This is a genomic window from Streptomyces sp. NPDC007991, assembly GCF_042958445.1.
Classification (GTDB): domain Bacteria; phylum Actinomycetota; class Actinomycetes; order Streptomycetales; family Streptomycetaceae; genus Streptomyces.
This window is the reverse complement of sequence record NZ_JBIBJD010000001.1, coordinates 679,013-704,864: the sequence shown is the minus strand read 5'-3', so window position 1 is coordinate 704,864 and position 25,852 is coordinate 679,013. Positions and strand designations below refer to the sequence as shown.

Annotated in this window: 20 protein-coding genes and 3 pseudogenes; 11 read left to right on the top strand and 12 right to left on the bottom strand. The window is 72.5% G+C overall.

Annotation, left to right across the window (positions count from 1 at the left end; genetic code table 11):
• The first annotated feature begins 82 nt into the window (after positions 1-82).
• The 5 genes from ACFZDA_RS02990 (at position 83) to argG (ending at position 7,591) form a co-directional block, all read left to right on the top strand.
• Positions 83-970, top strand: coding sequence for a helix-turn-helix domain-containing protein (locus ACFZDA_RS02990; protein WP_391073894.1), 888 nt, complete (start codon positions 83-85; stop codon positions 968-970).
• A gap of 103 nt (positions 971-1,073) precedes the next feature.
• Positions 1,074-2,885: a methylmalonyl-CoA mutase family protein gene (locus ACFZDA_RS02985; RefSeq protein ID WP_391073891.1), complete on the top strand. Its 1,812-nt coding sequence runs from the start codon at positions 1,074-1,076 to the stop codon at positions 2,883-2,885.
• Positions 2,882-5,074: a methylmalonyl-CoA mutase gene (gene scpA, locus ACFZDA_RS02980; protein WP_391073888.1), complete on the top strand. Its 2,193-nt coding sequence runs from the start codon at positions 2,882-2,884 to the stop codon at positions 5,072-5,074. Before ACFZDA_RS02985 ends, scpA begins: the two co-directional genes overlap by 4 nt.
• The gene (gene meaB, locus ACFZDA_RS02975; RefSeq protein ID WP_391073885.1) at positions 5,071-6,063 is read left to right on the top strand and encodes a methylmalonyl Co-A mutase-associated GTPase MeaB; all 993 of its coding nucleotides are present in this window, start codon (positions 5,071-5,073) and stop codon (positions 6,061-6,063) included. Before scpA ends, meaB begins: the two co-directional genes overlap by 4 nt.
• 73 nt (positions 6,064-6,136) lie before the next feature.
• On the top strand, positions 6,137-7,591 hold the full coding sequence (argG, locus tag ACFZDA_RS02970) for an argininosuccinate synthase (RefSeq protein ID WP_391073882.1): 1,455 nt from the start codon (positions 6,137-6,139) through the stop codon (positions 7,589-7,591).
• A gap of 112 nt (positions 7,592-7,703) precedes the next feature.
• Here the strand turns inward: argG and pntB are convergent, their stop codons facing one another.
• Positions 7,704-9,137: a Re/Si-specific NAD(P)(+) transhydrogenase subunit beta gene (gene pntB / locus ACFZDA_RS02965; RefSeq protein WP_391073879.1), complete on the bottom strand. Its 1,434-nt coding sequence runs from the start codon at positions 9,135-9,137 to the stop codon at positions 7,704-7,706.
• A gap of 6 nt (positions 9,138-9,143) precedes the next feature.
• Complete coding sequence (locus tag ACFZDA_RS02960) at positions 9,144-10,703, bottom strand: Re/Si-specific NAD(P)(+) transhydrogenase subunit alpha (protein WP_391073876.1); 1,560 nt, start codon at positions 10,701-10,703, stop codon at positions 9,144-9,146.
• A 322-nt stretch (positions 10,704-11,025) separates the two neighbouring features.
• On the opposite strand from ACFZDA_RS02960, the gene ACFZDA_RS02955 reads away from it, so the two are divergent.
• Positions 11,026-12,558 carry an MFS transporter gene (locus ACFZDA_RS02955; RefSeq protein WP_391074579.1) on the top strand — a complete coding sequence of 511 codons (1,533 nt, stop codon included), beginning with the start codon at positions 11,026-11,028 and terminating at the stop codon, positions 12,556-12,558.
• Between the two features lie 19 nt (positions 12,559-12,577).
• Here ACFZDA_RS02955 and ACFZDA_RS02950 read toward each other — a convergent pair whose 3' ends face one another.
• Positions 12,578-13,030, bottom strand: a complete 453-nt coding sequence (locus tag ACFZDA_RS02950; RefSeq protein WP_391073873.1) for a VOC family protein — start codon at positions 13,028-13,030, stop codon at positions 12,578-12,580.
• A gap of 263 nt (positions 13,031-13,293) precedes the next feature.
• On the opposite strand from ACFZDA_RS02950, the gene ACFZDA_RS02945 reads away from it, so the two are divergent.
• Together ACFZDA_RS02945 and ACFZDA_RS02940 are read left to right on the top strand one after the other, a co-directional pair.
• Positions 13,294-14,202 carry a polysaccharide pyruvyl transferase family protein gene (locus ACFZDA_RS02945; protein ID WP_391073871.1) on the top strand — a complete coding sequence of 303 codons (909 nt, stop codon included), beginning with the start codon at positions 13,294-13,296 and terminating at the stop codon, positions 14,200-14,202.
• 132 nt (positions 14,203-14,334) lie between these two features.
• Complete coding sequence (locus ACFZDA_RS02940; RefSeq protein ID WP_391073868.1) at positions 14,335-14,655, top strand: hypothetical protein; 321 nt, start codon at positions 14,335-14,337, stop codon at positions 14,653-14,655.
• Between the two features lie 294 nt (positions 14,656-14,949).
• Here the strand turns inward: ACFZDA_RS02940 and ACFZDA_RS02935 are convergent, their stop codons facing one another.
• The 6 genes and pseudogenes from ACFZDA_RS02935 to ACFZDA_RS02910 all read right to left on the bottom strand — a co-directional run.
• Positions 14,950-15,924 carry a glycosyltransferase family 9 protein gene (locus ACFZDA_RS02935; RefSeq protein ID WP_391074576.1) on the bottom strand — a complete coding sequence of 325 codons (975 nt, stop codon included), beginning with the start codon at positions 15,922-15,924 and terminating at the stop codon, positions 14,950-14,952.
• A 65-nt stretch (positions 15,925-15,989) separates the two neighbouring features.
• Positions 15,990-16,130, bottom strand: a pseudogene (locus ACFZDA_RS02930) (D-beta-D-heptose 1-phosphate adenosyltransferase); the annotation flags it as partial.
• 7 nt (positions 16,131-16,137) lie between these two features.
• A pseudogene (locus ACFZDA_RS02925) lies at positions 16,138-16,304 on the bottom strand (glycosyltransferase family 9 protein); the annotation flags it as partial.
• Positions 16,301-16,900: an HAD-IIIA family hydrolase gene (locus ACFZDA_RS02920; RefSeq protein ID WP_391073866.1), complete on the bottom strand. Its 600-nt coding sequence runs from the start codon at positions 16,898-16,900 to the stop codon at positions 16,301-16,303. The gene ACFZDA_RS02920 and the pseudogene ACFZDA_RS02925, both read right to left, overlap by 4 nt.
• Positions 16,897-17,895 (bottom strand): glycosyltransferase, encoded by a 999-nt coding sequence (locus ACFZDA_RS02915; protein WP_391073864.1) that lies wholly within the window; start codon positions 17,893-17,895, stop codon positions 16,897-16,899. The genes ACFZDA_RS02920 and ACFZDA_RS02915 overlap by 4 nt, the downstream gene beginning before the upstream one ends.
• A 62-nt stretch (positions 17,896-17,957) precedes the next feature.
• A pseudogene (locus ACFZDA_RS02910) lies at positions 17,958-18,089 on the bottom strand (carbamoyltransferase N-terminal domain-containing protein); the annotation flags it as partial.
• Positions 18,090-18,311: 222 nt separating this feature from the next.
• On the opposite strand from ACFZDA_RS02910, the gene ACFZDA_RS02905 reads away from it, so the two are divergent.
• The 3 genes from ACFZDA_RS02905 (at position 18,312) to ACFZDA_RS02895 (ending at position 20,685) form a co-directional block, all read left to right on the top strand.
• Positions 18,312-19,079, top strand: coding sequence for a polysaccharide deacetylase family protein (locus ACFZDA_RS02905; RefSeq protein ID WP_391074573.1), 768 nt, complete (start codon positions 18,312-18,314; stop codon positions 19,077-19,079).
• A gap of 79 nt (positions 19,080-19,158) precedes the next feature.
• Complete coding sequence (locus ACFZDA_RS02900) at positions 19,159-20,052, top strand: virginiamycin B lyase (RefSeq protein WP_391073861.1); 894 nt, start codon at positions 19,159-19,161, stop codon at positions 20,050-20,052.
• A gap of 192 nt (positions 20,053-20,244) precedes the next feature.
• Positions 20,245-20,685, top strand: coding sequence for an SRPBCC family protein (locus tag ACFZDA_RS02895; protein WP_391073859.1), 441 nt, complete (start codon positions 20,245-20,247; stop codon positions 20,683-20,685).
• 13 nt (positions 20,686-20,698) lie between these two features.
• Here ACFZDA_RS02895 and ACFZDA_RS02890 read toward each other — a convergent pair whose 3' ends face one another.
• The 3 genes from ACFZDA_RS02890 to pucD form a co-directional block, all read right to left on the bottom strand.
• Complete coding sequence (locus tag ACFZDA_RS02890) at positions 20,699-21,850, bottom strand: XdhC family protein (RefSeq protein ID WP_391073857.1); 1,152 nt, start codon at positions 21,848-21,850, stop codon at positions 20,699-20,701.
• A 32-nt stretch (positions 21,851-21,882) separates the two neighbouring features.
• Entirely contained in the window at positions 21,883-23,340 is a 1,458-nt protein-coding gene (locus tag ACFZDA_RS02885; protein WP_391073855.1) for a solute carrier family 23 protein, read from the bottom strand.
• A gap of 111 nt (positions 23,341-23,451) precedes the next feature.
• A complete protein-coding gene (gene pucD, locus ACFZDA_RS02880; RefSeq protein WP_391073852.1) occupies positions 23,452-25,851 on the bottom strand; it encodes a xanthine dehydrogenase subunit D in 2,400 nt (799 codons plus the stop codon).
• Position 25,852: the final 1 nt, after the last annotated feature.

The following is a 25,852-nucleotide window of genomic DNA, read 5'->3' as shown; positions in this document are numbered from 1 at the left end:
TGCCGGGGGGTGCGCAGCGGTGGGTATGACAGGGCCCCCCTCGCGGATACCGCCCTGGTGGCGGCGTTGCGACACTGGGTCCATGGCACCGGAGCAGCACACCAGCGGCAACGAACTGGGGCGCTTCCTGCGCGCCCGCCGCACCCAGACCAGCCCCGAGAGCGTCGGCTTCACCCCGGGCGCGGGAGTCCGCCGCACGCCCGGTCTGCGCCGCGAGGAGCTGGCCGCCCTCGCCGGGGTCAGCATCGACTACTACGTCCGGCTGGAACGCGGCAAGGAGACCCGGCCGAGCCCCGGCGTCGTCGACTCCCTCGCCCGGGCGCTGCGCCTCGACGACGAGGAGCACCACCATCTGCGCGAACTCGCCGCCCGGGCCGCGAACTACGCGCCCGAACCCCCTCCCCCGCCCAGCCGGACCGTCCGGCCCCACCTGAAGCTGCTCCTGGAGACGATGCGGCCGAACCCCGCCTACATCGTCAGCCGCAGCATGGACCTGCTCGCCTGGAACCCCGGCGGCCTCGCCCTGTACGCCGGCATGGCCGACTGGCCCGTCAAGCGGCGCAACCTCGCCCGCTACCTCTTCCTGCACCCCCTGGCCCGCGAGCTGTTCCCCGACTGGGAGCCCCTGGTCCGCTCCTGCGTCGCCCGGCTCCGCGCCCAGGCCGGCATCAGCCCCGACGCCCCCGACCTGGCCGGTCTCGTCGGCGAACTCGTCCTCAAGAGCCCCGACTTCGCCAGGCTGTGGGACCGCTACGAGGTCATCGGCCGCAAGGAGGTGCGCAAGACCTTCCACCACCCCGAGGTCGGCGTCCTGACCCTGAACGGCCAGAACATGCACCTCGAAGGCACGCCCGGGCAGCGTCTGGGCGTCTACAGCGCCGAACCCGGCACCCCCGACCACGACGCGATGCTCCTGCTCGACATGACGCCGGCACCCGCCACCCGTGAGTCGGCGGCCGGACAAGCCTGACGCCCTGCCCCGCCCAGGGAGATCGCGATCACAGAAACGGGGAGGGCAAGGTCACAGCCGTGCCCACTGCTGCTCCTCTGTGTCCGTGTCCTAGCATCCGAGCATGACGGTCCTGCCTGACGACGGGCTCGAGCTGGCCGGCGACTTCCCTGATGTGCCCCATGAGCAGTGGCAGCGCCTTGTGGCGGGTGTGCTGCGCAAGTCGGGCAAGGAAGTGGAGGGCGCCGAGGCCGAGGAAGCCCTGTCCACCGCGCTGGAGGACGGGCTGCGCACCCGGCCTCTCTACACCGCGCACCACACCGCGCCCGAACCGGGCCTGCCCGGCTTCGCTCCCTTCGTGCGGGGCGGCCGGGCCGAGGGGAACACGCTCGGTGGCTGGGACGTGCGGCAGCGGCACACGGTGGCCGACAACTCCGCGGTGCTCGCCGACCTGGAGAACGGCGTCACCTCCCTGTGGCTGGCCTTGGGGGAAGGCGGCATCCCGGTGCCGGAGCTCGGCCGGGTTCTCGACGGTGTCCATCTCGACCTCGCCCCCGTCGTCCTCGACGCGGGTGGTGAACCCGGGTCCGCCGCACGGGAGTTGCTGCGGCTGCACGAGGAGCGCGGTGTCGCCCGGGAGGCTGCGCGCGGCAATCTGGGCGCGGATCCGCTGGGGCACGAGGCCCGCAGTGGACAACCGGGCGACACGGCTGCGGCGGCGGAGCTCGCGCGGCTGTGCGCCGAGGAGTACCCGGGGCTGCGGGCCCTGACCGTGGACGCGCTGCCGTACCACGAGGCGGGTGGTTCGGCCGCCCAGGAGCTGGGCTGCTCGCTGGCCACGGGAGTGGCGTATCTGCGGGACCTCACCGAGGCCGGGCTGAGCGTCGAACAGGCCTGTGGGCAGCTGGAGTTCCGGTACGCGGCGACCGCCGACCAGTTCCTGACGATCGCCAAGCTGCGGGCCGCGCGCCGGCTGTGGGCGCGGGTGGCCGAGGTCTGCGGGGCGCCGCGCGCGGGGGCACAGCGCCAGCACGTCGTGACGTCTCCGGTGATGATGACGCGCCGTGACCCGTGGGTGAACATGCTGCGCACGACCATCGCCACGCTGGCGGCCGGGGCGGGCGGCGCCGACGCGGTCACCGTGCTGCCCTTCGACCACGCCCTCGGCCTGCCGGACGCGTTCGCCCGCCGTATCGCCCGCAACACCTCCATGATCCTCATCGAGGAGTCGCATCTGTCCCGGGTGATCGACCCGGCGGGCGGCTCCTGGTACGTGGAGCGGCTCACCGACGAACTCGCCCACGCGAGCTGGGAGTTCTTCCGGCGGATCGAGCGGCTCGGCGGCCAGGCGGCGGCTCTGCGGTCGGGGGACCTCGCGCAGGACCTGGCCGGCACCTGGCAGGCGCGCACCGCGCGGCTGGCCACGCGGCGCGAACCCGTCACGGGCGTCAGCGAGTTCCCGTACCTCGCGGAGAAGCCGGTCGTCCGCGAGGCCGCGCCCGAGCCGCCGTCCGGCGGGCTGCCGCGGGTGCGCCGCGACGAGGCGTACGAGGCGCTGCGCGCCCGCTCGGACGCCCACCTCGCCGCGACCGGCTCCCGCCCCCGGATCTTCCTCGCCGCGATCGGCCCGGCCGCCGCCCACACCGCACGCCTCACCTTCGCGTCGAACCTCTTCCAGGCGGGCGGCATCGAGCCCGTCACGGACGGCGCCTTCGCGGACAGCGGCGCGACGGAGGCCGTGCTGTGCTCCAGCGACGCGCTGTACGAGGAGCAGGCCGAGGCCACCGCCCGGAGCCTGAAGGCCGCCGGCGCGCGGCATGTGTTCCTCGCGGGCCGTCCCGGGCGGTACGCCGGTGTCGACGCGTACGTCTTCGCGGGCTGCGACGCCGTGGCCGTGCTCTCCGCGACCCTCGACCGCATGGGAGTCTCCCGATGACCGCCCCCTTCGACCGTTCCGTCCCCGACTTCTCCGGGATCGAGCTGGGGACCCCGGCCTCCGGCGGCGGCCCCGACGAGTGGCGTACGGCGGTCAAGAACGCCTCCGGCGGTGACGACCTGCTGTGGGAGACCCCGGAGGGCATCGCGGTCAAGCCGCTCTACACCGGGCGTGACCTGGAGGGCCTGGACTTCCTGGAGACGTATCCGGGCGCGGCGCCGTATCTGCGGGGCCCGTACCCGACGATGTACGTCAACCAGCCCTGGACGATCCGTCAGTACGCCGGTTTCTCCACGGCCGAGGAGTCGAACGCCTTCTACCGCCGCAACCTCGCGGCCGGGCAGAAGGGTCTGTCGGTCGCCTTCGACCTGCCCACGCACCGGGGTTACGACAGTGACCACCCGCGCGTGACCGGTGACGTCGGCATGGCCGGCGTGGCGATCGACTCGATCTACGACATGCGGCAGCTGTTCGACGGGATCCCGCTGGACAGGATGACGGTGTCGATGACGATGAACGGCGCCGTGCTGCCCGTGCTGGCGCTGTACATCGTGGCCGCCGAGGAACAGGGCGTGCCGCCCGAGAAGCTGGCCGGGACCATTCAGAACGACATCCTCAAGGAGTTCATGGTCCGCAACACCTACATCTATCCGCCGAAGCCGTCGATGCGGATCATCTCCGACATCTTCGCCTTCACCTCGCAGCGGATGCCGCGCTACAACTCCATCTCCATCTCCGGCTACCACATCCAGGAAGCGGGCGCGACGGCCGACCTGGAGCTGGCGTACACGCTCGCGGACGGCGTGGAGTACATCCGGGCGGGCCGGGAAGCGGGCCTGGACGTGGACGCGTTCGCGCCCCGGCTGTCGTTCTTCTGGGCGATCGGCATGAACTTCTTCATGGAGGTCGCCAAGCTGCGGGCGGCGCGCCTGCTGTGGGCGAGGCTGGTGAAGCAGTTCGACCCGAAGAACGCCAAGTCCCTGTCCTTGCGCACCCATTCGCAGACCTCCGGCTGGTCGCTGACCGCGCAGGACGTGTTCAACAACGTGACGCGCACCTGCGTCGAGGCGATGGCGGCGACGCAGGGGCACACGCAGTCGCTGCACACCAACGCCCTGGACGAGGCGCTGGCCCTGCCCACGGACTTCTCGGCGCGCATCGCCCGCAACACGCAGCTGCTGCTCCAGCAGGAGTCCGGCACGACCCGCGTCATCGACCCGTGGGGCGGCAGCGCCTACGTCGAGCGGCTGACGTACGACCTGGCCCGGCGGGCCTGGCAGCACATCCAGGAGGTCGAGGCCGCGGGCGGCATGGCCAAGGCCATCGACGCGGGCATCCCCAAGCTGCGCATCGAGGAGGCCGCGGCCCGCACGCAGGCCCGGATCGACTCGGGCCGGCAGCCGGTCATCGGCGTCAACAAGTACCGGGTGGAGACCGACGAGCAGATCGACGTCCTGAAGGTCGACAACTCCTCCGTGCGCGCCCAGCAGATCGAGAAGCTGCGGCGGCTGCGCGCGGAGCGGGACGAGCGGGCCTGCCAGGACGCGCTGGACGCGCTGACCCGGGCCGCCGCCGGCGAGGGCAACCTGCTGGAGCTGGCGGTGCACGCGGCCCGCGCGAAGGCGACCGTCGGGGAGATCTCCGACGCCCTGGAGAAGGCGTACGGGCGGCACGCGAGCCAGATCCGTACGATCTCCGGCGTGTACCGCAACGAAGCAGGGGAGTCCCCGTCCGTGGACCGCACCCGGGCCCTGGTCTCCGACTTCGAGGAGGCCGAGGGCCGCCGCCCGCGCATCCTGGTCGCGAAAATGGGCCAGGACGGCCACGACCGCGGCCAGAAGGTGATCGCGACCGCCTTCGCCGACCTCGGCTTCGACGTGGACGTCGGCCCGCTGTTCCAGACCCCGGCCGAGGTGGCACGGCAGGCCGTCGAGGCGGACGTGCACATCGTCGGCGTCTCCTCGCTGGCGGCCGGTCACCTCACCCTCGTCCCGGCCCTGCGCGAGCAGCTCGCCGAGGAGGGCCGCGAGGACATCATGATCGTGGTCGGCGGGGTGATCCCGCCGCAGGACGTGCCGACGCTGCTGGAGATGGGCGCGGCGGCGGTCTTCCCGCCGGGGACGGTGATCCCGGACGCGGCGTACGACCTGGTGAAGCGGCTGTCGGACGGACTCGGGCACGACCTGTGATCGATGTCGACGCGTATGTGAAGGGCGTACTCGACGGGAAGCGGGCGATCATCGCCCGGGCCATCACGCTCGTGGAGTCGACCCGCCCGCAGCACCGGGTGCTGGCCCAGGAGTTGCTGACTGCGCTGCTGCCGCACGGCGGCAGGGCCCGGCGGATCGGGGTCAGCGGGGTGCCGGGCGTGGGCAAGTCGACGTTCATCGACGCGTTCGGTTCGATGCTGACGGGGCTCGGGCACCGGGTGGCGGTGCTCGCCGTCGACCCGTCCTCCAGCCGTACCGGCGGCTCGATCCTCGGCGACAAGACGCGGATGGAACGGCTGGCGGTGGACCCGGCGGCGTTCGTCCGCCCCTCCCCCACCGCGGGCACGCTGGGCGGGGTCGCCAAGGCGACGCGTGAGTCGATGGTGGTGATGGAGGCGGCGGGCTACGACGTGGTCCTGGTGGAGACGGTCGGCGTCGGCCAGTCCGAGACCGCGGTCGCGAACATGGTCGACTCCTTCCTGCTGCTGACCCTCGCCCGCACGGGCGACCAGCTCCAGGGCATCAAGAAGGGCGTCCTGGAACTGGCCGACGTGATCGCCGTGAACAAGGCGGACGGGCCGCACGAGCGGGACGCCCGGGCCGCCGCGCGGGAACTGGCGGGCGCGCTGCGGCTGATGCACGGCAAGGACGCGTTCTGGACCCCGCCCGTGCTCAGTTGCAGCGCGCGGGAGTCGAGCGGCCTGGGCGCGGTGTGGGAGCGCCTGGAACAGCACCGCACGCTGCTGGACTCCACCGGCCGCCTCACCGCCAAGCGCCGTGACCAGCAGGTCGACTGGACCTGGACCATGGTCCGCGACGAACTCCTCGGCCGGCTGCGGGCCGACCCGGCGGTGCGGGCCCTGGCTCCGGTGCTGGAGCAGCGGGTCAGGGAGGGCGAGCTGACGCCGACCCTGGCCGCCGAGCGGATCCTGGACGCGCTCGGGGGCTCCGAGGCAGCGGGTTCCTGAACCGGAAGCAACCGGAACGGCGAATTCGCACACCCGGCTTGCATGACTATGCAAAGTGATACATACTCTTTCTATGTCCAAGGTCCTCACCTCCCTGCCCGCCGGCGAGCGCGTCGGCATCGCCTTCTCGGGCGGTCTCGACACCTCCGTCGCGGTCGCGTGGATGCGCGACAAGGGCGCCGTCCCGTGCACCTACACCGCCGACATCGGCCAGTACGACGAGCCCGACATCGCGTCGGTGCCCGGCCGTGCGAAGACCTACGGGGCCGAGATCGCGCGTCTGGTCGACTGCCGTGCCGCGCTGGTCGAGGAGGGCCTGGCCGCGCTGACCTGCGGGGCGTTCCACATCCGCTCGGGCGGGCGGGCGTACTTCAACACCACGCCGCTCGGCCGTGCCGTCACGGGCACGCTGCTGGTCCGGGCGATGCTCGAGGACGACGTCCAGATCTGGGGCGACGGCTCGACCTTCAAGGGCAACGACATCGAGCGGTTCTACCGCTACGGCCTGCTCGCCAACCCGCACCTTCGGATCTACAAGCCCTGGCTGGACGCGGCCTTCGTCACCGAACTCGGCGGCCGCAAGGAGATGTCGGAGTGGCTGCTCGCCCACGGGCTGCCCTACCGCGACAGCACGGAGAAGGCGTACTCCACCGACGCCAACATCTGGGGCGCCACCCACGAGGCCAAGACCCTGGAGCACCTGGACACCGGCGTCGAGACCGTCGAGCCGATCATGGGCGTGAAGTTCTGGGACCCCGAGGTCGACATCGCCACCGAGGACGTGACGATCGGCTTCGAACAGGGCCGCCCCGTGACGATCAACGGCAAGGAGTTCTCCTCCCCCGTCGACCTGGTCATGGAGGCCAACGCCATCGGCGGCCGGCACGGCCTCGGCATGTCGGACCAGATCGAGAACCGGATCATCGAGGCCAAGAGCCGCGGCATCTACGAGGCCCCGGGCATGGCCCTGCTGCACGCCGCGTACGAGCGTCTGGTCAACGCGATCCACAACGAGGACACCCTCGCCCAGTACCACTCCGAGGGACGGCGGCTCGGCCGGCTGATGTACGAGGGCCGCTGGCTGGACCCGCAGGCGCTGATGATCCGCGAGTCGCTCCAGCGCTGGGTCGGCGCCGCCGTGACCGGCAAGGTGACGCTGCGGCTGCGGCGCGGTGAGGACTACTCGATCCTCGACACGACGGGCCCGGCGTTCAGCTACCACCCGGACAAGCTCTCCATGGAGCGCACCGAGGACTCCGCGTTCGGCCCGGTGGACCGGATCGGCCAGCTCACCATGCGCAACCTGGACATCGCCGACTCCCGCGCCAAGCTGGAGCAGTACGCCGGCATCGGCCTGATCGGCACCGGCAGCCCGACCATCGGCGCCTCCCAGGCGGCCGCGACCGGGCTGATCGGCAGCATGCCGGAGCTGCCGCAGGGCGGCGCCGAGGCCATCGCCTCCCGCGGCGAGGTCTCCGACGAGGACGCGTGGCTGGACCGCGCCGCGATGGACTCCGGCACGGACTGACCGGTTCGGGCGCCCTGCGAGACGGGGCACAGAAGACAAGGCAGGCCCGGCACCCACAGTGCCGGGCCTGCCCGTTGTCCGCCGTGCGGGGCCGGTACGGACCGGCCGCCCTTCAGCGGGTGGTTCCGGCCATCTCCTTCACCGGCGTGTCGAGGGCGTCGAGGCTGCGCAGGATGTCCTCCACGCGCTGCTTGGCGTCGCCGAAGAGCATCTGGCTGTTCTCCCGGAAGAACAGCGGATTCTGCACACCCGCGTACCCGGCGGCCATCGACCGCTTGAAGACGACCACGTTGGCCGCCTCCCACACGTGCAGCACGGGCATTCCGGCGATGGGGCTGGCCGGGTTGTCGGTGGCGGCCGGGTTGACCGTGTCGTTGGCGCCGATGACCAGGACGACCGAGGTGGCGGCGAAGTCGTCGTTGATCTCGTCCATCTCCAGGACGATGTCGTACGGCACGTTCGCCTCGGCGAGCAGCACGTTCATGTGCCCGGGCAGCCGGCCGGCGACGGGGTGGATGCCGAAGCGCACCTCGACGCCCCGCTCGCGCAGCTTGCGCGCCAGCTCGGCGACCGGGTACTGGGCCTGGGCGACCGCCATGCCGTAGCCAGGCGTGATGATCACCGAGGAGGCGTCGCGCAGGAGTTCCGCGGTCTCCTCCGCGCTGATCTCCCGGTACTCCCCGTGCTCACCGTCGTCGGCGACCGCCGCCGGGGTGCCGAAGCCGCCCGCGATCACCGAGATGAAGGAGCGGTTCATCGCCTTGCACATGATGTACGACAGATAGGCACCGGAGGAGCCCACCAGTGCGCCGGTGACGATCAGCAGGTTGTTGGCCAGCAGGAAGCCCGAGGCGGCGGCGGCCCAGCCGGAGTAGCTGTTGAGCATGGAGACGACCACCGGCATGTCACCGCCGCCGATGGAGGCGACCAGGTGGGCGCCCAGGGCGAGGGCGATGACGGTGACCGCGATGAGGAGACCCAGGTTCGGGCGGGCCACGAACGCGATGGTGAGCCCGACGAAGGCGACCAGGGCGCCGATGTTCAGGACGTGCTTGCCGGGCAGCGTGAGCGGGCGGGAGTCGATGCGTGCCGAGAGCTTCAGGTACGCGACGACGGAACCCGTGAAGGTGACGGCGCCGATGAACACCCCGATGAACACCTCGGCGTGGTGGATGCCGAGCAGCGAACCGCTGAGCTCGGCGTCGACGTCGAGGTAGCCGTTCCAGCCGACGAACGCGGCGGCGAGGCCGACGAGGCTGTGCATGATGGCGATCAGCTCGGGCATGCCGGTCATCTCCACGACCCGGGCCCGCCACAGTCCGATGCCCGCGCCGATGGCGGTGGCGACGGCGATCAGCACGAGCCCTGTGGCGGTGATGTCCTTCGACGCGAGGCCGACGGTGGCGGCCAGGGCGACGGCCATGCCCGCGATGCCCCAGACGACTCCCGAGCGGGAGGTCCGGTGCTGCGAGAGCCCGGCGAGGCTGAGGATGAACAGCAGCGCGGCGACGACGTAGGCGGCTTCTGAGGCCGTGACTGTGGTCATCCGTGATCAGCCCTTCGAGAACATGCCGAGCATGCGGCGCGTGACGGCGAATCCGCCGAAGATGTTGATGCTCGCCAGCAGGATCGCGGCGAACGACAGCACGGTGACGGCGGTGTCCCCCTGCCCGATCTGGAGCAGCGCGCCGACCACGACGATCCCGGAGATGGCGTTGGTGACCGACATCAGCGGGGTGTGCAGGGCGTGGTGCACGTTGCCGATGACGTAGAAGCCGATGACGATCGCCAGCACGAACACCGTGAAGTGGCCGATGAGTTCGCTCGGCGAGAAGGCCGTCACCAGGAACAGCGCGAGCGCCCCGGCGCCGACGAGGGCGTAGGAGGACCACGCGGGGCGTGCGGGCTTCGCCTGCGGTGTGGCGGGCGTGGCCGGTTCCGTGCCGGCGGCGGGGGCGGGTGCGGGCGCGGCGGACACCTGGACCGGGGGCGGCGGCCAGGTCTTCTCGCCGTCGCGGACCACGGTCATCGACCGCTGCACCACGTCGTCGAAGTCCAGGACGAGCCGGCCGTCCTTGCCCGGCGTGAGCAGCTTCATCAGGTTGACGACGTTGGTGCCGTACAGCTGCGAGGCCTGGGCGGGGAGCCTGCCGGGCAGGTCGGTGTAGCCGATGATCGTCACGTCGTTGTCGGTGACGACGGCCTTCCCGGCGACCGTGCCCTCGACGTTGCCGCCCTGGGCCGCCGCCATGTCGACGATCACGCTGCCGGCCTTCATCCGGGCGACGTCCTCGGCGGTGATCAGCCTGGGCGCCGGGCGGCCGGGGATGAGCGCGGTCGTGATGATGATGTCGACGTCGGCGGCCTGCTCGGCGTACAGCTGCGCGGCGAGCCGGTCGTAGTCCTCGGAGGTGGCCCGCGCGTAGCCGTCGGTGCTCACCTCCTGTTCGACGCCCACCGTCAGGAACTCCCCGCCCAGCGAGCGGACCTGCTCGGCGACCTCGGGACGGGGATCGGTGGCGCGGACCACGGCGCCGAGGCTGCGGGCCGCTCCGATCGCGGCGAGTCCGGCCACCCCCGCACCGGCCACCAGCACCTTGGCGGGCGGCACCTTGCCGGCGGCGGTCACCTGGCCGGTGAAGAACCGGCCGAAGGCGTGCGCGGCCTCGACCACGGCCCGGTATCCGGCGATGTTCGCCATCGAGCTGAGCACGTCCAGGGACTGGGCGCGCGAGATGCGCGGCACGGCGTCCATGGCGAGGACGGTGATCGGGCGCCGCGCCAGTTCGTCGACCAGTTCCGGGTGCAGCGCGGGACCGATGAGGGCGATCAGCGTCGCCCCGTCCCGCAGCCGGCCGATCTCCTCGCCGGAGGGGCCGTTCACCTTGAGCACGATCTCCGCCTGCCAGGGGTCGCCGAGCCGGGCGCCCGCCTCCTCGTAGGCCGCGTCGGAGAAGCGGGACGAGGCTCCCGCCCCCGGTTCGACCACCACCTCGTAGCCGAGCGCGGCAAGTCTGCCCACGGTGGCCGGCGTCGCCGCCACCCTGGTCTCGCCCGCAGTGGACTCGGCGGGAATGCCGATCCGCTGGGGTTCCGGTTCCGCTGGGACCATCGTCTGCCTCTCCGTCGTTAGAGTGCCTGTCCTCCTTGGTGCCCGCATCCTGCACGTTCGACGCCGGGTCCGCGGCGGGCCGTGGTCACATGGCCGACGAGGTCGTCCTCACATCGCCGAGGGGTTGCCGTGAGATGCATTCGGGAGTAATGGTGTGCCGCCCGGGGCGGAAACACTCTCCCGGGACTGGAAGAGTCTTCTGATGCGACGCGCCGCCACCGGACGCAGACTGAATTCCGTGAGCAGCACGCGCCCGGGGCGCGGCGGGACCGCGCCCCTGTCCCGAACGCCGCCGCAGCAGCAGACGGTGGCGCTGGCGGCGATGATGTGCGCCGTCGCCATGACCTTCATCGACCAGACCATCGTGTCCATCGCGGCACCGGACATCGTCCGCGAACTGGGTCTGTCGTCGTCCGGCATGCAGTGGGTGGTGAACGCCTATCTGCTGTCCCTCGCGGCGTTCTTCGCCCTCGGCGGCCGCCTCGCGGACCTGTACGGGCCCCGCCGGATCGTCGTCATCGGCACGGTGGTGTTCGTCGTGTCGTCGGTACTGTGCGGCTGTGTCCCGGCGGGCGGCGCCGCGCAGACCTGGCTGATCGTGTTCCGCGCCACGCAGGGAGTCGGAGCCGCCCTGCTCTTCCCCGCGGCACTCGCGGTGGTCGTGGCGGTCTTCCCGGTCGAGCGACGCGGACGCGCCCTCGCCCTGTTCTTCGGTGTCTCCGGCGCGCTGACCGCCCTCGGGCCGCTGCTGGGCGGCTGGCTCACCGGCTGGACCTGGCGGGCCGTCTTCTGGGTCAACGTGCCGGTGGCGGTCGTGGCGCTGGTCCTCACGGCCCTGGCGCACCTGTCCGACCGGCGGCGGTCCGGCACCCTGGACGTCCCCGGTGCCGCCCTGGTCGCGGCCGGCATGGGCCTGAGCGTCCTCGGCTTCCAGCAGGCCTGGTCCTGGGGCTGGGACAGCTGGGCGACCTGGGTGTGCGTCGCGGGCGGCCTGGCGGTGCTCTGCGCCTTCGTCCGGTTCGAGCGCCGCGTGCGGCATCCGCTGATCGACCTGCGGGTCTTCCGGGACCAGGCGTTCACCGTGGACGCGGCGGTGCTCTTCTTCGCGATGCTGGCGTTCGTCCCGGTGTTCTTCTTCAGCTCGGTCTACGCCCAGGTGTCCCTGAGCGCCTCGCCGAACCAGGCGGCCCTGTTCCTGCTGTACTTCTTCGCGGGCTTCGCGATCGCCTCGCAGTGGGGCGGCCGGATCCTCGACAAGCAGGGCGCCCGGCCGGCCCTGAAACTGGGCACCGCGCTGGGCTGCGCCGGGTTCGCCCTGTGGGCCAACAAGCTCACCGACCTGTCCATGCACGACCAGTGGCCCTACGCGGCCCTCGCCGGGGCGGGTATCGGGCTGGTCCTCGCGCCCGCCTCGACCGACGCCGTCAACCGGGCCATCGGCGCCTCGTACGGCGAGGTCACGGGCATCACCCAGACCGTGCGCAACTACGCGGCGAGCGTGGGCCTGGCCGTCTACGGCACCGTCCTGACACACGTCACGACCGGCAACGTGGCGGGGACCCTGCGCTCGCGCGGCGTGCCCTCCGGCGACGCGGACGCCGTGGCCCGTGACATCACCGAGTCGATCACGGGCAACGGCGACTCTCGGCCGCCCACGGGCACCGGCCCCGCGGCCGAGGCGACACGGGACGCCATGAGCGCCGTCCGCATGGACTTCGCCGAGGCCAACCAGTGGGTGTTCTACGGCATGGCCATCGCCCTGGGCATCGGCTTCCTGTGCGCCCTGCGCCACCCGGGCGGCCGGGTGGCCACCGCGGCGGCGGAGGAGGGCGAGCCGGTCGCGCGGACCCGCTGACCACCGTACGGCGAACCCGTCAGCCGAACAGCTCGGTCGTACGCTGCTGGATCTCCTGCGGGGTCAGCTCCTCGATCGTCTGGGAGATCATCCAGAGATGGCCGAACGGGTCGGCGAGACGGCCGGCGCGCTGCCCGAAGTGCTGGTCGGCGACCGGGTACACCACGCTCGCCCCGCCGCGCAGCATGGCCTCGGCGACGGCGTCGGCGTCGGACACGTGCAGGGCCATGATCACCGGGCTGCCGCCGGGCGAGTCGGGCGCGCGGTCGCTCGCGTCGGCGTCCTTGACCGCGATCACGCCGTCGCCGAGCCGCAGCATGGCGTGCACGATCTTCCCCTCGGGATCGGTGTACCGCTCGATCTCCTCGGCGCCGAGCGCGGTCCGGTAGAACTCGATCGCCCGTGGCCCGTCGGAGACCACGAGCCGGGCGTAGAGGCGGGTGTGGGCCGGCTGGCCGGTTGTGTTCGTCATAGCTCCACGATCGCCGGTTCGCCGGTCCGGGCAGTAGCGGACCGCGGAAAACGGCCGCCCGGGCGGGACCTGTCATCCGCCCAGCGGAACAGGGTGGCGTTTCCGGGCGAGCGCGGCGCGCACGCGGCCGGTCGATCAGGCCGGTTCGTGCGGCACCGGGTGACCTTCGTGCGGCACCCGGTAACCAAGGAGCGTTTGCCCGTAATGCCCTGATTGTCTTTCCGGTGCGCGGGCACTCAGGGCATGTGCACACTCAAAACGGCATGCGACCGCGCAGGGTTCTGCTGACCGGGTGGTTCAGCTTCCGGGACGGGGAGGCGACCGCCGGGGCCGTGCTGGCGCTGCGCCGGGTGGAAGACGTACTGCTGGGCACGGGCATCCCCTACGACGTCGCCTGGAGTCCCGGCTTCCGTCCTGAGGCCCTGCATCTGGACCGGCTGTGGCCGGAGGACTACTCCCACCTGGTGTTCGTGTGCGGTCCGCTGCACGGGCCGCAGATCGAGGAACTGCACCGGCGGTTCGCGCACTGTGTGCGGATCGCGGTCGGCACCTCGGTGATCGACCCCGCCAGCGCGGCCGTGACGGGCTTCCACCGGGTGCTGCCCCGGGACGCGCCGGACAGCGAGCCGGTGGAGGACCTCGCGGCCCGGGCCCCGGACGCGCCCGCCCGGCCGGTCGTCGGGGTGATCCTCACGCACGGCCAGCGGGAGTACGGGGAGTTGCGGCGGCACGCCCAGGTCGCCGAGGAGGTGACGCGCTGGCTGGCCGGGAAGGACTGCGGCCGGCTGGAGCTGCAGACGCGGCTCGACACGCACGACTGGCATCTCAGTGCCACGCCCGCGCAGCTCCAGTCCGTGCTGGCCCGGCTGGACCTCGTCGTCACCGACCGGCTGCACGGGCTGGTCATCGCCCTGCGGGTCGGCACCCCGGTGCTGGCCGTCGACCCGGTCGAAGGCGGCGCGAAGATGACCGCGCAGGCCCGGGCCTGCGGCTGGCCCGCACTCGTGCCCGCCGAGCGGCTGGACGTGCGGCAGCTGGACCGCTGGTGGGACTGGTGCCTGACCGGCGGCCGGGTGGCCGCACGGCAGATCCGGGACGGGTTCCGCGAGGGCACCGTGCCGGACAGCGCGGACCGGCTCGTCGAGGCGCTGGCGCGGCCGGTCCCCGGTTAGTTCCCGGGTTTCACGGGGCACCCGCTGGTACGTCCGCCGCTGTACGTCCCGTCGCACGTCCCCCGCCTGTACGTCCCGTCGTACGTCCCCCAGGGAGGAGAGACGGTCCGGCCGCCCGGAAGGAGAAAGCGCGTGTCCATCGGCCGACTTCCCGAGAACGAGCAGCGCATCCTCGACGAGATGGAACGCGCGCTGCGCCGCGACCGCCGCCTCGACCGCCGGCTGCGCACCCTGCGACTGAGCCGCCGCCCCGACCCCGCCCCGATACTGGCCCGCCTCGGCTCCTACCGCCCCCGCGTCTGGACCGTCGCGGTCCTGCTCGCGGTGTCGGCCGGGCTGTTGGTGGCCGGGGTCGTCACCTCTGAGCCCGGAGTGATCTGGGCCTTCGCCGTCCTCTGGCCGCCGACGCTGTTCGCCCTGTTCCGGCTGATGTGCCGGTGGTGCGGGGGCTGAGCGTCCGCCGCTGATCCGAACCGACGGCGAGACGTCTCCTCGCCGCCCAGCCATAGCCGCGGATGGGGGCAGCCAACCGGGCCCGGGGACGGGCGGGTTGCGCAGTTCCTCGACGATCGGGTCGTCGGTGCCGTCCGGTTCGACGATCCGGGCCGTGACCGAGCCCAGCGCGGATACCGGTCGAGCAGGTCGGCGGCCCCCTCTGCGAGGGCGGCGCAGCGGTTGCGGGCGGCGATGACGACGCCGACGGGCGGGGCGTCGGACCGCGGGACGGTCATCGTGCGGTGCCCCCTCTCAGTGTCGGATACCGGGCAGTTCGTCGACGGCGCGCAGGACGTCGTCGGGGGTGATGCGCAGTAGCGCGGGGTCGGGGCGGCGGCCGTGCGGGTCGCCCTCGGGGCCGTACCACAGCGCGCGGTGGCGTGGGCCGGGCGGCGGTCCCCAGCGGCTCGGTGCGACCGGGCCGAAGAGGGTGACGGAGGGCGTGGCGTGGGCGACCGCGAGGTGGGCGATGCCGGTGTCGCCGCTGATCACGGCGTACGCGTCGGCGACGAGCGCGGACAGTCGGCCGAACGGGAGGCCGCCGCCGAACACGTCGGTGTCGGGCAGGCCGGCCTGCTTGGCGAGCCGGGCCACGAGGTCGCTCTCGTCCGCGCCGCCGGTCACCACGACCCGCAGGCCTCGCGCGCGCAGCCCGTCCGCGACGGCCGCGTACCGCACGACGGGCCAGCAGCGGGCGGGTGACCCGGCGCCGGGGTGCAGCACGACCGCGCCGGGTGCCGGGGAGGCGGTGCGCGGCGGGGGCAGGCGCAGGTCGGCCGGGTCGGCGTCGATGCCGTACGACCGGAGCAGCCGGCACCAGCGGTCGCGTTCGTGTTCCTCCGCGTACCAGGGCGGGCCGTCGATCCCGGGCGTGTCCGGGTGGGCGAAGGCGAGCAGCTTCAGCGGGCGCAGCCCCATGAGGAGCCGGTGACTGGGCGGGCCGTTGCCGTGCAGGTCGACGGCGACGTCCGGCGGCGGACCGCTCCAGTCGAGGGTGTGCGGCACGCCCCGGCCCGGCGCGGAGGCGGGCAGCAGCCGGTCCACGGCCCCCGTCGCCTCGGCGACCGGACCCAGCTCGGCGGGCGCGGCCAGGACCAGCTCGTGCCCGGGGTAGGCCCGCCGCAGGGCACGCAGCGCGGGGACCCCGGCGAGGAGGTCGCCGAGGCCCAGGGCGCGCAGGACGAGGAGGCGGGCTGGCGTCGGTTCGGGTGCCGTGTCCGGTGTCATGCCAGCAGCCTGCCGCGCGCCCGCCGGGTGCGCCCCCGCAACCCGGCCCATCGAGTGCCGGCCCGTCATCGTGCTCCTTGCGCCGCCCGTTCCATGAGGGCCGTCGAGGAGCGGCCGTCGAGGTAGGGCAGGAGGACCGCCTGGCCGGCCCACGTCTGGAGGAGAGCGGCTTCGGGCAGGTCGGCGGCCGCGTAGTCGCCGCCCTCGCCCCGAGGGCGCGTCCCACACGAGGACGTCGTCGACGCCCGGGAGCAGCCGGGCGGCGGGCGCGCCGGGAGGTCCGCACGGCAGGGTGACGGTGTCGGCGCGGGCCGCGACCGCGCGGGTCCGGCGAGCAGGACGTCGCCGAAGCTGTCGAGCCGGGTGACAAGTGCCGTCACCCGTCCCTCTCCTGCCTCGGGGCGGCCGTGTAGGCCTCCTGGATGGGGCGTTCGTCGGCGAGGACGCGGCCCTTGGGCGGTCCGTCCAGGACGGCCCGGACGGCGGTCAGCAGGTCCGGGGCGACATGGTCCGCGTCGGCGATCTCCTCGGGCCGGGTCTGCGCGGTGGGGACGAGGATGCCGTGGGCTCCGGCGCGGCGGGCGGCCTCCACGTCGGCGCCGATGTCGCCGATGACGACGAGGTCGGCGGGGCTGGTGCAGATCCGCCCGGCCGCCCACAGCACCATGCCGGGCTGGGGTTTGCGGCAGTGGCAGCCGTCGTCGGGGCCGTGCGGGCAGACGGCGAACACCTCGAAGGGGCCGAGGAGTTCGTCGACGCGGTGGTTGACGCGGCGGACGTCGGCGTCGGTGAGCAGTCCGCGCGCGACACCGGACTGGTTGGTGACGACGCCGGTGCGGATGCCGCGTGCGCGCAGGCGGGCGAGTGCCTCGCGGGCGCCCTCGACGGGGCGCACGCGGTCGGGGTCGGCGTTGTAGGGGACGTCGTGGACGAGTGTGCCGTCGCGGTCGAACAGCACGGCCTTGACGGGGCTCATCGGGCCACCTCCTGCCAGGAGGGGGCGTGGCGGTGCCGCAGGGCGCCGGTGAGCCGGTGCCAGGTCGCGGCGGGCGGGATGAGCACGCTGGTCGCCAGCATGGTCGTCACCTCCTCGCGGGTGCGCGGGCCGGGGGCGATGCGGGCCCGGGCGAACTCCGCCGTGCCGGCCGCCCAGCCGAGGGCGCAGGCCGCGGCGGCCCGGCCGTGTCCGGTGGCGGCGAGGGCGCACGCGGCGACGCCCGCGGTGGTGATCGCCGCGTGCTTGCGGATCCGGCCGCGCGGCGCGATGGCCTTGTCCCACCAGTCGGGTCCGTGCAGCTGCCGCATGAGGGCGTCGTCGGCGTTGCCGCGCTGCTGGCGCACGGACACCCAGCGCGAGGCGGGGCGTACGGGGTGGCGGGTGGTGCGGCGGCCCTGCCGGATGCGCCAGCCCGCGTCGAGGATGCGCAGCGCGAGGTCGGCGTCCTCGCGGAAGGCGCGCCGGAAGCGCTCGTCGAAGCCGCCGGCCTGCTTGAGCGCCTCGGTGCGGTAGGCCATGTCGGCGGTGATCCAGTGGGCGCGGGCAAGTCCGGCGGTGCCGCGTTCCCAGTCGGTGGGGCGGCGTTCGCCGGGCAGCGGGACGGTGATGTCGCCCTGGACGCCGGCGATGTCGGGCGTCGCCTCGGCGAGGTCCTCGGCCAGTTGGTCGCCCCAGTGGGGCCCGACCTGGACGTCGTCGTCGAGGAACACGGTCCAGGGCGCGGTCGCGGCCCGCAGTCCGGTGTTGCGGGCCGCGGCGGGGCCGCGTCCGCCGCCGGTGAGCACGGTGGTGCGCTCGCGCAGGTCGCCGAGGACGCTCAACGGGTGCTCCAGCGCGCCGGGTTCGGCCTCGGGCCGGTCGTCGACGAGGACGATCTGCTCGGGGCGCGGCCCGGTCGCGGCGGCGAGCGCGGCGAGACAGTCGGCGAGGGTGTCCCGTACGAGGGTGGGGATGACGACCGCGTACGAGGTCATGCCGCTGCCCTCCCCTCGTCGAGGGCCCGCCCCCGGCGGACCGCGTACGGGCCGATGACCGGGAAGGGCACCGGGCGCTTGCCGTGCTTGCGCCGGCTGAAGCGCTCTTCCTCGGCGGCCGCAACCGTATGGCCGTCGATGACGAGGGCGGTGGCCGGGTCGTGGAACAGGGCGTTGATACCAAGGGTGCGCATGGCTCCGTCTCGAGCTGTGTGACGTACTCCGGCGTCTCGGCGAGTGCCGCGCTGCGGCTGTCTCAAACAGTTGGAGACAACTCCAGGCACACGACGTGCGTACCGGCGCTCACGGGACTCTCCTTCCGCTGGCGGTCACTTGCGAGGCGAGGAGCGGGACCACTATAAACCGAACGTATACACCATGTGTATAGTCCCGCCATGCCTTCTCTGACCAAGACGATGAAGAAAACGGGGACCGCGTTCCGAACGCTGGGAACGCTCGCGGCCACCGCCGCCCTGACACTGGCCCTGAGCGGCTGCACGGGACTCGACACCACGGCTCCCAGCGCCGCCCGCGCACAGGCGGCGACGGACGTCCGGGCGGCGCGCTTCGGCACCGTCGACTGCCGTGAGGTGAAGTGCGTCGCGCTCACCTTCGACGCGGGGCCGAGCGAGCACTCCGCGCGCCTGCTGGACATCCTGAAGGAGAAGCGGGTCCCGGCGACCTTCTTCCTCCTCGGGAAGCGGCACATCGAGAAGTACCCGGAGCTGGTGCGGCGGATGGCGGACGAGGGCCACGAGGTGGCCAGCCACACCTGGGACCACAAGATCCTGACCCGGCTCGGACCCGAGGAGATACGCGAGGAGCTCCGACGCCCCAACCAGGAGATAGCACGCCTCACCGGACGGCCCCCGACCCTGATGCGCCCGCCACAGGGCCGCACCGACGACACCGTCCACGAGATCTGCCGCGAACTGGGCCTCGCCGAGGTGCTGTGGAGCGTGACGGCGAAGGACTACACGACGACCGACCCGGACCTGATCACCCGCCGCGTCCTCGCCCAGGCGTCCCGGGACGGGATCATCCTGCTGCACGACATCTACGACGGCACGGTGCCGGCGGTGCCGGGGATCATCGGCGCGCTCAAGGAACGGGGGTACGTGTTCGTGACGGTGCCGCAGTTGCTGGCGCCGGGGAAGGCGGAGCCGGGGAAGGTGTACCGGTAGGGGGTCGACGCCGCGGGGAAAAGGAGTTGCGGCCGCCGTCGCGCACGGGGAGGGTGCGAGGGCGCTGAAAGGAGCACCGTTGTCGCACTCTGACACTCCGGTCGTCCGGGAGTTCGCCGTGGCGGACCGGGAGGCCGGGCCGTACGGCATCACGGCCGGGCCGGACGGGGCGCTCTGGCTCACCTTCGTCCACGGCGGCCGGATCGGGCGCCTCACGCTGGACGGCGAGCTCACGCAGTACGCGCTGGACTCGCCGTCCTGCCGCCCCACGGTCATCACGCCCGGGCCGGACGGGGCCCTGTGGTTCACCCGCCTCGCGGACCACCGGATCGGCCGTGTCACGGTCGACGGCGAGATGGAGTCGTTCCCCTTGCCGACACCCGGCTGCGGCCCCTACGGCATCACGGCGGGCCCGGACGGCGCGCTCTGGTTCACGCAGATGAACACGGACCGTATCGGCCGTCTGACGACCGACGGGGAGATCACCGAGTTCGCCCTCCCGGTGACGGGCGCGTTCCCCTCGGCGATCACGGCGGGCCCGGACGGCGCTCTGTGGTTCACGCTCAACCAGGCCAACGCCATCGGGCGCATCACCGTCGCCGGCGCCATCCGCCTGTACCCGCTGCCCGCCCCGGACGCCGCCCCGGTCGGCATCACCAGCGACGGCACGGACCTGTGGTTCGTCGAGATCGCGGCAGGCCGGATCGGCAGGGCCGCCACGGACGGCAGGTTCGAGGAGTTCCCCCTCCCCGACCGCACCGCCCGCCCCCACGCCATCACCACGACCTCCCCCGGAGACTGCTGGTTCACGCAGTGGGGCACCAACCGCATCGGCCACCTCTCCCCCACGGGACAGCTCCGCGAACTCCCGCTGCCCTCCCCCGACTCCGAGCCTCACGGCATCACGACGGCCCCGGACGGCACGCTGTGGGCGGCCCTGGAGACGGGAGCGGTGGCCCGGGTGACGCCGTAGCGTGTCGGCCCGAAGGCGGTGGGGGCGATGAGCACGCCCAGGGTGTGAGGCAGTGGCGTGATCGCGCAGGCCGGAGAGCGAGGGCCTGGAGTCGGTGCTCTCGCGAGCCGCGCGGCGAGCCCCGGCTGGGCCGAGTGGATGATCCGAGGGCGAGCGGGGCGCTCGGCCGCGGGAAGTCCTTACGATCGTCAGGTGGCGAACATCCTGCTCGAACGTACGGCCCCGCTCCCCCTCGACGAGGCCTGGCGGCGGATCACGCGGTGGCGGCGGCACGGTGACGTGGTGCCGTTGACGGTGGTCACCGTGGTTCCGCCCGAGCCGACCCGCGTGGGCACGGTCGTCGTGGCCCGGTCGGGTGTCGGGCCGCTGTCCTTCGAGGACCCGATGGAGGTCACGGTGTGGCAGCCGCCGCGGGACGGGGCGCCGGGGATGTGCCGTCTGGAGAAGCGGGGCCGGGTGGTGCTGGGCTGGGCGGAGCTTGAGGTGTGGCCGGGGCCCGGGGGCCGTACCCGGGTGGTGTGGCGGGAGGAGATCCGGATCCGGCTGCTGCCGTCGCTTTTCGACGGCGTACTGCGGCCCTCGGCGCGGTACGTGTTCGGCCGTGCGCTGAACCGTTTGCTCAGATGGCCGTGAACCCCAGGCCGGCTCAGGCCACCGACCCGATCCGCCCGACCGCCTTCGGCTCCGGCTCGTGGTGGATCGGCGTATGCGCCCCGGTCAGCGAGACCCCGCTGCCGCCGCGCCGCCCGGCGACGATCTCCGCCGCGATCGACAGGGCCGTCTCCTCGGGCGTGCGGGCCCCGAGGTCCAGCCCGATCGGCGAGTGCAGCCGGCTCAACTCCAGCTCGGTCACGCCGACTTCACGCAGGCGCGCGGCACGGTCCAGGTGGGTGCGCCGGGAGCCCATGGCACCGACGTACGCCACCGGCAGCCGTAGCGCCAGCTTCAGCAGGGGCACGTCGAACTTGGCGTCGTGGGTCAGGACGCACAGGACCGTGCGGGCGTCGACGTCCGTGCGCTCCAGGTAGCGGTGGGGCCACTCGACGACGATCTCGTCGGCCTCCGGGAAGCGTGCCCGGGTCGCGAAGACGGGACGGGCGTCGCACACCGTGACGTGGTAGCCGAGGAACCTGGCGACGCGGACCAGCGCGGAGGCGAAGTCGATCGCGCCGAAGACGATCATCCGGGGCGGCGGGACAGACGACTCGACCAGGACCGTGAGCGGTGCTCCGCAACGAGAGCCCTGCTCTCCGACCTCCAGCGTGCCGGTGCGGCCGGCGTCCAGGAAGGCGCCCGCCTCGGCGGCGACCGTGCGGTCCAGCTCCGGATGGGCGCCGAAGCCGCCGTCGTACGCCCCGTCGGGGCGAACCAGCAGGGCCCGGCCCGTCAGTTCGCGCGGGCCCGACACGATCCGCGCCAGCGCCGCCGCCTCCCCTCGCGCGGCGGCGGCGAGCGCGGACGCGACCACCGGGCGGACCGGGTCTTCGGCCCGCACCGGGGTGACCAGGATGTCGATGACACCGCCGCAGGTCAGACCCACGGCGAAGGCGTCGTCGTCGCTGTATCCGAAGCGCTCCAGGACCGTCTCGCCGTCCCGCAGCGCCTGCCGGCACAGCTCGTAGACCGCGCCCTCCACGCAGCCGCCGGAGACCGAACCGATCGCCGTGCCCCCGGCGTCCACCGCGAGCGCGGCGCCGGGCTGCCGGGGCGCGCTGCCGCCGACGGCGACCACGGTGGCCACGGCGAAGTCACGGCCCTGCTCGGCCCACCGGTTCAGCTCCTCGGCGATGTCCAGCATCTGTCTCGGTCTCCTTCAAGGCCACACGGGCGTCAGTGGACGCCCAGCCAGCTCTCGATCGGGTTGAGGGCGAAGTACACGAGGAACACGGCCGTGAGGATCCACATGAAGGCGCCGATCTCGCGCCACTTGCCCTGGGCGGTCCTGATGGCGGCGTAGGAGATGACGCCCGCGGCGACGCCGGTGGTGATGGTGTACGTGAACGGCATCAGGACGACCGTCAGGAACACCGGGATGGCGGTGGCCCGGTCGGCCCAGTCCACGTGCCGGGCGTTCATCAGCATCATCGCGCCGATGACGACGAGGGCGGCGGACGCGACCTCCTGCGGCACGATCGCCGTGAGCGGCGTGAAGAACAGACAGGCCGCGAAGAACGCTCCCGTGACCACGGACGCGAGACCCGTGCGGGCGCCCTCGCCGACCCCCGTGGCGGACTCGATGAACACGGTCTGGCCCGAGCCGCCCGCGACACCGCCGATCGCTCCGCCGGCGCCGTCGATGAACAGCGCCTTGGACAGGCCCGGCATCCGGCCCTTGGCGTCGGCGAGCCCGGCCTCGGTGCCGACGCCGATGATGGTGGCCATCGCGTCGAAGAACCCGGCCAGCACCAGCGTGAAGACGATCATGCCGACGGTCATCGCGCCGACCTCGCCCCAGCCGCCGAACTCCACGTCCCCGAAGAGCGAGAAGTCGGGCATGGACACCGCGCTGCCGTGCAGCTCGGGGGCGCCGGCCGCCCACTGCCCGGGGTCGATGACGCCGGCGGCGTTCAGGACCGCGGCGACGACCGTGCCGCTGACGATGCCGATGAGGATGGCGCCCGGGATGTTCCGGGCCTGGAGCATGAAAATCAGCAGCAGGGTGCCGGCGAAGAGCAGCACCGGCCAGCCGGCCAGTTCCCCCGCCGGGCCGAGCGTGACGGGTGTGGCCTTCCCCTGGTGCACGAAGCCGGACTTGTAGAAGCCGATGAGGGCGATGAACAGGCCGATGCCCATGGTGATGCCGTGCTTGAGCGCGAGCGGGATCGCGTTCATGATCATCTCGCGCAGGCCGGTGACGACGAGCAGCATGATGACCACGCCGTACATCACGCACATGCCCATCGCCTGCGGCCAGGTCATCTCGGGCGCGACCTGGGAGGCGAGGACTCCGGAGACGGAGAGGCCGGCGGCGAGAGCGAGGGGCACCTTGCCCACGAAGCCCATGAGCAGGGTGGTGAGGGCCGCCGCGAACGCTGTCGCGGTGATCAGGCCCTGCTGCGCGAGGGTGTTCCCGGCCGCGTCCTTGCCGGACAGGATCAGGGGGTTGAGCAGCAGGATGTACGCCATCGCCATGAAGGTGGTGACGCCGCCGCGCACTTCACGCGCGACCGTGGACCCTCGATGGGATATGTGGAAGTACCGGTCGAGCCAGGACCGTCCGGCCGGGACGCGGGTGCCTTCACCCGCGTCGTCGGCTGTGGTCCTCGGCTCCAGTGACTGCTGGGTCATGGGTGCCGTCTCCCAAGTTTCAAAGGGGGTTGGGATGTTCACGACCCGGGGGACGGCCCGAGACGAACAGGGGACCTGGGGGACGTGAGTCCCCCAGGGGATCGTGACTGCTCAGCCCTCCAGGAGCTGCGTACCCGTCAGGTGCTCGGGCCGTACCGGAGTCCGGTTCAGCTCGAGCCCGGTGGCGTTCCGGATGGCCGCGAGGACCGCCGGCGTCGACGACAGGGTGGGTGCCTCGCCGACGCCGCGCAGCCCGTACGGGGCGTGGTCGTCGGCGAGTTCGAGGACGTCGACCGGGATGGTCGGCGTGTCGAGGATGGTCGGGATCAGGTAGTCCGTGAAGGAGGGGTTCTTCACCTTGGCCGTCTTCGGGTCGACGATGATCTCCTCCATGACCGCCACGCCCAGGCCCTGTGTCGTGCCGCCCTGGATCTGGCCGAGCACGGACAGCGGGTTGAGCGCCTTGCCGACGTCCTGGGCGCAGGCCAGCTCGATGACCTTCACCAGGCCGAGCTCGGTGTCGACCTCGACGACGGCGCGGTGCGCGGCGAAGGAGTACTGGACGTGCCCGTGGCCCTGGCCGGTGCGCAGGTCGAAGGGCTCGGTCGGCCGGTGCCGCCACTCCGCCTCGACCTCGACGGCCTCGTCCTCCAGGACGTCGGCGAGGTCGCCGAGGACCTCGCCGCCGTCGGTGACGACCTTGCCGCCCTCCAGGAGCAGTTCGGCCGTCGCCCAGGCCGGGTGGGAGGAGCCGAACTTGCGGCGGCCCATCTCCAGCACCTTCTCGCGGACCAGCTCACAGGCGTGCTTCACCGCGCCGCCGGTGACGTATGTCTGCCGGGAGGCCGACGTCGAACCGGCGCTGCCCACCTGGGTGTCGGCCGGGTGGATCGTCACCTGGGTGACGCCGAGCTCGGTGCGGGCGATCTGCGCGTGGACGGTGACACCACCCTGGCCGACCTCGGCCATGGCCGTGTGGACGGTGACGACGGGCTCGCCGCCGGCGACCTCCATCCGGACCTTCGCGGTCGAGTAGTCGTCGAACCCCTCGGAGAAGCCCACGTTCTTGATGCCGACGGCGTAGCCGACCCCGCGGACGACCCCTTCACCGTGCGTGGTGTTGGACAGGCCGCCCGGCAGCTCCCTGAGGTCGGCGCCCTCGCTGGACTCCCACTGGCGCTCCGGCGGCATCGGCATCGCCTTGACGCGGCGCAGGAGTTCGGCGACCGGGGCCGGCGAGTCGACCGGCTGCCCGGTCGGCATGAGCGTGCCCTGCTCCATGGCGTTGAGCTGCCGGAACTCCACCGGGTCCATGCCGAGCTTCTTCGCCAGCTTGTCCATCTGCGCCTCGTAGGCGAAGCAGGCCTGGACCGCGCCGAAGCCGCGCATGGCGCCGCAGGGCGGGTTGTTGGTGTAGAGGGCGAGGGCCTCGATGTCCACGTCGTCGATCACGTACGGGCCGACCGACAGGGAGGAGGCGTTGCCGACGACGGCCGGGGAGGCGGAGGCGTAGGCGCCGCCGTCCAGGACGATCCGGCACTTCATGTGCGTGAGCTTGCCGTCCTTGGTGGCGCCGTGCTCGTAGTACAGCTTCGCGGGGTGGCGGTGGACGTGCCCGAAGAAGGACTCGAACCGGTTGTAGACGATCTTGACGGGCTTGCCGGTGCGCAGCGCCAGCAGACAGGCGTGGATCTGCATCGACAGGTCCTCGCGGCCGCCGAACGCGCCGCCGACGCCGGACAGCGTCATCCGCACCTTGTCCTCGGGCAGGCCGAGCACGGGCGCGATCTGCCGCAGGTCGCTGTGCAGCCACTGGGTGGCGATGTAGAGGTGGACGCCGCCGTCCTCCTCCGGCACCGCGAGACCGGACTCGGGGCCGAGGAAGGCCTGGTCCTGCATGCCGAAGGTGTACTCGCCCTCGACGATCACGTCCGCCCGCTCGCGGGCCGCCGCCACGTCACCGCGCACGATCGGCTGGCGGTGGAGGATGTTCGGGTGCGGGACGTGCCCGGCGTGGTGGTCGCCGCGGTCCTCGTGGACGAGGATCGCGTCCGGGGCGGTGGCGGAGGCCTCGTCGGTGATGACGGGCAGCTCCCGGTAGTCCACCTTGATCTTCGCGGCGGCGCGGCGGGCGGTCTCCGGATGGTCGGCGGCGACGAGCGCGACCGGCTCGCCGTGGTGGCGGACCTTGCCGTGGGCGAGGACCGGGGTGTCCTGGATCTCCAGCCCGTAGTTCCTCACGTCGGTCGGCAGGTCGTCGTACGTGAGCACGGCGTAGACGCCCGGCGTGGCCAGGGCCTCACCGGTGTCGATGGACACGATCTCGGCGTGCGCGACGGTCGAGCGCAGGATCTGGCCCCACAGCATGTCCTCGTGCCACATGTCGGAGGAGTACGCGAACTCGCCGGTGACCTTGAGGGTGCCGTCGGGGCGCAGTGTGCTCTCGCCGATGCCGCCCTTGGTCTGGGACCCCTGGGTGATCTTCGTGGGGGTTCCGCTGGGGGAAGCCATG